The 7,341-nt window shown below is 41.0% G+C and carries 1 protein-coding gene; it reads left to right on the top strand.

The genetic code is table 11. The features are described 5' to 3' along the window. The coding region (locus tag DKT75_RS02390; RefSeq protein ID WP_146201308.1) for an immunoglobulin-like domain-containing protein at positions 1-7,302 on the top strand (7,302 nt) is incomplete at its 5' end. Positions 7,303-7,341: the final 39 nt, after the last annotated feature.

Raw genomic sequence — 7,341 nt, 5'->3', positions numbered from 1 at the left:
GAAGTAACTGTTGAGGTAACAGACACGGTTGATACCAATACTGTGGGTAGTTACGAAGTCACTTATGTGGCAATAGATGCTGCAGGGAATGTGACAACTCCAGTAACACGTACTGTACTAGTCACCGATCAAACAGCGCCAGTGATTAGCTTAGTTGGTGAAACGCCACTGACTATTGCACACGGCAGTGTGTATACCGATGCAGGTGCAACAGCTACGGATAACGTTGATACTGAAGTAACTGTTGAGGTAACAAACACGGTTGATACCAATACTGTGGGTAGTTACGAAGTCATTTATGCGGCAAAAGATGCTGTAGGGAATGTGGCAATTTCAGTAACACGTACTGTACTTGTCACCGATCAAACAGAGCCAGTGATTAGCTTAGTCGGTGAAACGCCACTGACCATTGCGCATGGCAGTGTGTATAACGATGCAGGTGCAACAGCTACGGATAACGTTGATACTGAAGTAACTGTTGAGGTAACAGACACGGTTGATACCAATACTGTGGGTAGTTACGAAGTCACTTATGCGGCAATAGATGCTGCAGGGAATGTGGCAACTCCAGTAACACGTACTGTACTAGTCACCGATCAAACAGCGCCAACTATTACACTTCTGGGCGAATCTACAGTGACAGTTGGATATGCCTCGTATTATAACGATGAAGGCGTATCGGTTGTTGATGCCGTCGATGAGTACTTAGAAGCAGAAGTTGAAGGCAACTATGTTGATACCTACAACTTAGGAAGTTATACCGTAACTTACAGTGCTAGAGATGCTGCGGGCAATAGTGCCGAGGCCATATCTAGGACTGTAATTGTTGCCGATATACAAGCACCTGAGATTGAGCTTTATGGTGAAACTGAAGTTAACGTAACACTCAATACTGCTTATATCGATGAAGGTTATAATGCATGGGATGATTTAGATTATTCAGTAGAGGTGGTTGTTACTGGGGAAGTTGATACATCAGAATTAGGAGATTATGAGCTAGTTTATAGTGCCTCTGATAATGCAGGAAATATCTCTGAGCTTACTCGAACAGTTTCCGTTATAGATGACCGTTTAGTCCTCAATTTACCAGAAACTTATTACCACTTTTCTGAGCCTAGTTACATTACTGAGATGGTTGTTGGTTTAGCTGCAATTAATCACCGCTCTGGTAATTTAGAAAGAGGTGAGATTGATTATTATGATAATGACTATGTAATTTCGATACCAAGCCGATTAGTGGATGGAGCCTTCGTTAATGAAGATGAGGTTAATTCATTAGTACTTTCAGAAGATGGTAAGTCAGTTGTCATAGAAGATCTTATTGAAATGAGTCTGTCAAATCAGACAGATATTGAAGGTAAGGCATTTGTGCATGGCATGGACTATCGTCAAATGGTAATGCCAGAAAATGCAAAAGAATACACTGCTAATTATCGATTAATCCAAGACTTGTATGTACTTAATTCGCAAGTTTACGACTATGATTTATCTGTTGGATATACAAGTTTTGATGAGCTTATCGTAAATAATTGTGAAAACAATTCTGCTCAAGGCTTTATATACTTAGATAACGGTTGGAGTGTTCGGTTTAACTGTGACGATGCCTCTCAACAATTTGGTGAGTTAATTGGCTATGATCCATTGCAAGCTTATGACTCAACAACGAATGAAGATATCGGTGTTGTGGTTGGTCAGTGGGAACGATTCATTTTGCCAGATTCTGATGTTGAGGCACTAGCGCTATCTCTCGACTCAGAGTATCAATCGATTAGTGAAATTCAGCGTACACCTATCTTTGTTGTGAAGGATGGTGATGTATGGTCTGGGTATAAGCAAAATGCAGATACTCCCTTTACTGAAAGCCTGCAATACCTTAATGATACTGCTTACCAAGCATTACTTGAAGCTTCTGCAAGTACACCGCCACCAGTAATCGAACTGACTGGGCCAGGCGAGATCAATATTAGCCGCGGTGGTATTTATACAGAGTTTGGTGCAACAGCAGTTGATAACGAGGGGGAGGCAGTTACGCCAGTCGTGACAGGAATAGTAGATACTGCAATTAACGGTACTTACATCATTACTTACGAGGCTCAAGATTCTGAAGGTAATGTGTCTGTCCCTGTAAATCGTACGATCTATGTTGTTGAAAATGCAGGACCTACTGTTTTCCTACTAGGCGGTGGATATCTAGATATTCCAGAAGGTGATAGTTTTGTTGATCCAGGAGTTACCGCATTAGATGGTTTTGGCCAGCCTTTACCTGTTGTCGTTGAAGGTACTGTCGATACCGATACAATTGGAGAATATTTCCTAAACTATTATGTTGAAGATGAGCAAAGTAATCAGTCCTCAAGTGTTTATCGCTATGTAAACGTTACAGATAAAACACCACCTGTTATTCAATTGATAGGCGATGCTAGTGTTACCGTTGCTCATGGCAGTACGTATATAGATGAAGGAGTCACTGTTACAGATAACGTAGATGGTGATGATGTTTACTGGTACTCAGATGATTACGTAGATACCTACAGCGTGGGTACTTCTGTAGTTACTTATTATGCTTATGATTACGCAGGTAATTATGCTGAGGAGGTCACACGTACTGTTGAAGTGGTTGATCAAACACCGCCTGAGTTTATGGTGGTTGGCGAAGAGGTTCAGCAAGTTACGTTAAATACTGTTTTCACAGATCTAGGCGTTGCTCCCAGCGACAATGTAGATGACAACGTTGAGTACACAGTTGAAGGTGAAGTGAATACGTCTGTTGCAGGTGATTATGAGTTGATATACACCGCAACTGATAGTGCTGGAAATACTGCTGAATTTACACGTACGGTTACTGTTGTTGATGATCGCTTGGCGCTTAATTTGCCTGAAACGTTCTATAAGTTTTATGTGCCAAATTATATGACTGAAATGACATTGGGGGTTGATGAAGTCTCATGCCGCTCTGGTGATTTAGATAGTGGGGTCATTAATTATTATGAAGATGACTATGTACTACACATACCTAATAGATTTATAGGTGGTGTATTTGTTGAAAATGATGGCGTACAACCGTTGCTAATTGCAGAAGATGGTAAGTCCGTTATTATCGAAAACCTTATTGAACTTAGTTTATCTAATGAGACAGATATTGAAGGTACAACGTTCAAGCATGGTAATGATTATCGTCCGATGACTATGCCAGCAGCTGCAAAAGAGTTCACTGCTAACTATCGTTTGACTCAAGATCTATATGCACTTAGTTCTCAGTACTACAACTATGACAACTCGGTTGATTCTTATGAGCCTTACACTAGCTTTGAGGAGCTTATTTCAGGCCATTGTGAGAATGAGTCAGTATTAAGTGAGATTTATTTACGTAATAGCATTCGTGTTAGCTTTGATTGTAATGATGTGAATGCAGAATCTGGTGATTTGATTGGTTCTGATCCATATGACTCAGAGCTAGGTACTTCTATTGTTGGACAATGGGAGGAAATTGTACTGCCTGACTCAGATGTGAGTGCTCTATTGTTTATAATAGATCCAGATTACCTTTATTCAAATGAAGGAGATACTCAGCACCTATTTACTCTGAAAGACGCTGTCGTATGGAGAGGTTATAAGCAAAACGCAGGTACAGACTTTAAGGATAGTGATCAGTATCTTAATGAAGTAGCTTATCAAGCCTTATTAGAAGCATCAGCAAGTACGCCACCGCCAGTCATAAAGCTTATTGGTCCTAGTGATATATATGTCAGTCGCGGAGGTGCCTATACTGAGTTTGGTGCGACAGCAGTCGACTCTGAAGGTGTTGCAGTGACGCCGGTAGTGAGTGGCACTGTTGATATAGACACCGATGGAACTTACGTCATAACTTATGAAGCTCAAGACTCAGATGGGAATGTATCTATACCTGTAGAGCGTTATGTTTATGTTGAAGATAACGCGACATCCACTGTTTTCCTTTTAGGAGAGCGTTACATAGATATTCCAGAAGGTGGTAGTTTTGTTGACCCAGGTATAACTGCACTTGATGGCTTTGGTCAGCCACTGTCTGTTGTCGTTGAGGGTACAGTTGATGTCAATACAATTGGCGAATACTACTTAAACTACTACACGTTGGATGATCAGGGTAATCAGTCTTATGCTGAATATCGTTATGTTAGTGTTTCGGACAAAACACCACCCGTTATTCAGTTAATTGGTGATAGCACTGTGACTGTCGCTTATGGCGATAGTTACGTCGATCAAGGTGTTACGGTTACGGATAATGTAGATGGCGATGATGTTTATTGGTATGCAAACGAGTATGTTGATACCTACAATGTTGGAACATACTTTGTTGAGTACTATGCCTATGATGACGCAGGAAACGAAGCCGAAGTTATCAAACGAACAGTTGAGGTAGTTGATCAAAAGTCTCCAGAGATTACCTTAAATGGAGAGGCTGTTCAGCAAGTTTCATTGAATACTGCTTATGTAGACCCCGGTGCCGTTGTGTTTGATGTCGTAGATGACTACATTGACCACACGGTAAGTGGTGAGGTGAATACCTCTATCCTTGGTGATTACGAGTTGGTTTACAGCGCTATTGATAGTGCTGGAAATACCGCGACAGCTACTCGAACTGTCTCCGTTATTGACGATCGCTTGGCACTGAATCTGCCTGAAACTTATTACCACTTCTCTCCACCAGCTTATATGACGGAAATGGTGTTTGGGGTGGATATCCTTTCACTTCGTTCAGGAGACTTAGAGCGAGGTATTATCAATTACTATGACGATAGCTATGCGCTTAATATTCCAGATAATCGATTGGTTGATGGTGTGTTCTCTGAGAACTACTATGAGTTTGAAGACAATAGCATGCCATTGGTGCTGTCTGACGATGGTAAATCCGTTGTGGTGGAAGACCTCGTTGAGATCAGTATTTCAAATGAAACTGATATAGAGGGTTCTACTTGGGAGCATGGTTATGACTATCGCCCAATGGTTATGCCATTTGGTGCGAAGGAATACACAGCTAACTACCGTCTTACACAAGATATTTATGTCCTTCAGTCCCAGTACTATGGTTATAACTACAATGATGGTACGTATGGATACCTCACAAGCTTTAATGAGTTAGTATCAGGAAACTGTGTTGAAGGGGCGTCGATTGATAACTTGTCGTTAATTGATGGCTGGACAGCACGCTTTAATTGCGATGATGCGGAGCAGCAATCAGGGGACTTAGTTGGTACCGATACTTGGGATTGGGACTCAGACGAGAGTAGTCAGACTATTGGTCGTTGGGAAAAGGTAACTTTACCTGACTCTAATATTCAGGCAATCGTCCTCACTATTGACCCTGCTTACTTAGGCTCGAATGAAGTTGTTCGTTCACCAATGTTTATTGAACAAGATGGTCAGCTTTACGAAGGCTACAAGCAGACTGCTGGTTCTGCTTTGAAAAGCAGCGAAGTGTATTTAAACGATACTGCTTATCAAGCGCTACTAGAAGCTTCTGCAAGTACACCGCCACCAGTAATTGAGCTGATTGGTCCGAGTGATATGAGCATTAGTTTGGGTGGTGTTTACACCGAGTTTGGTGCTAAAGCCGTCGATGTCAATGGTGTTGATGTAACAGTGAACGAAAGCGGTATGATTGATACTAGCTTGGAGGGGACGTACGTCATTACCTATGAGGCGCAAGATGCTGAAGGGAATGTATCGATTCCAGTCGAACGTCGTGTGTCTGTGGTTGAAAATGCAGACCCGACAGCCTTCTTAGTAGGGGATCGTAACCTAGATGTTTCACCTGGTGAGAGTTTTGTAGACCCTGGCGTTATTGTACTTGATGGTTATGGACAGCCCATGACGGTTATTGTTGAAGGAGAGGTTGATACTAGTACCCCTGGTGAGTACTACATCACATATTATGCCGAAGATGAGCAAGGTCTCTATTACTTTGAAGAATACCGTTATGTGTATGTCGCTGATAGTACACCACCAGTTATTGAGCTAATTGGTGATAGTACAGTAACTGTTGCATATGGCGGCACTTACGTTGACCAAGGTGTCACAGTGACTGACAACATAGACGGTGATGATGTGTATTGGGATGTAGATGATTATGTTGATACTTATAACGTCGGTACTTACGAGGTCACTTACTATGCTTATGATAATGCTGGTAATGAAGCTTTAGAGGTTGTTAGAATTGTTGAAGTAGTTGATGAGACACCTCCTGTTATTACTTTGTTTGGTGAGCCTACTCAGCAAGTAACACTGAACTCTGTATACGTAGATGCTGGTGTAGAGGTAAGTGATAATTTAGACGGGTCTATTGAATTAGTTAAAGAAGGATCTGTTAATACTTCTATTTCAGGTGAGTATATCCTTACTTATACCGCTACGGATGGCAGTGATAACGTTGCAATGGAAACCAGAACTGTCACAGTTGTTGATGTAAGAGTTGCCTTTGACTTACCGGCCACGTTATATAATTACACCAAACCTGACTCTGTCCAGAAGTTGGTTTTAAGTGCTAATAGTATAGCTAAGAAGTCTGGGGTATTTGATTCTGAAGCTGGAGGTACTATTAACTATTCTCCTTCAGCAATGTTTAATATGTCGGGCCGCTTTGAAAATGGAGCTTTTGTAGATGCCGCGGAGTATGACTTAGAATTATCTTTGGATAGTAAAACTTTAATAATCGATGAGACTTTTTCTGTGACACAAACCTCATCAGATTTATCCGGAGAGACCTACCTTTACGGTTCTGACCCAGACAATGATTTGTTGACCATGCCAAGTGGTGCTAAGCAGTTTGATCTAAAAGTATTGCTACTTAAGGATATATATCAAATACATGGTCAGTTTTTTAGTTACTCGGAATTAGTAACAACATATTCTAGCTTGGAAGGTTTTCTGTCTGGTGAGTGCGAAGGCTCCTCTATGAATTGGCATATAGGTAGTACAAACCATTTACAAGAGATTACATTTGAGTGCGGTCAGGAGAGTCAAGCGTCAGGTACTCTAGTTGGTCGAGATAGCACATATAACAACTTACCAGATGTTGGGACTTGGGAGATTGCAAAGTTACCTAATTCTGATATCGAAGCACTTTTTGTCTCTATCGACCCAACTTTTATCTCAGACACAGATAATGCGTCTAATCGACAGCAAATATTTGCTCTCATGGATGGAGAAGTTAAACAGGCAGTTAGATGGTATTCAGAGGCAGTTCTTGATTATGAAGAGGTTTATATAAACAATATAGCTTATGATGCAGTCTTAACTAGTGAAGGCTTGCATGATACACAATAAGTATTTGTTTAAATTTTAATTATACAGAAGCCATTTTCT

The sequence above is a fragment of the Leucothrix arctica genome, assembly GCF_003172895.1.
Taxonomy (GTDB): domain Bacteria; phylum Pseudomonadota; class Gammaproteobacteria; order Thiotrichales; family Thiotrichaceae; genus Leucothrix; species Leucothrix arctica.
This window is presented reverse-complemented; position numbering and strand designations above follow the sequence as displayed.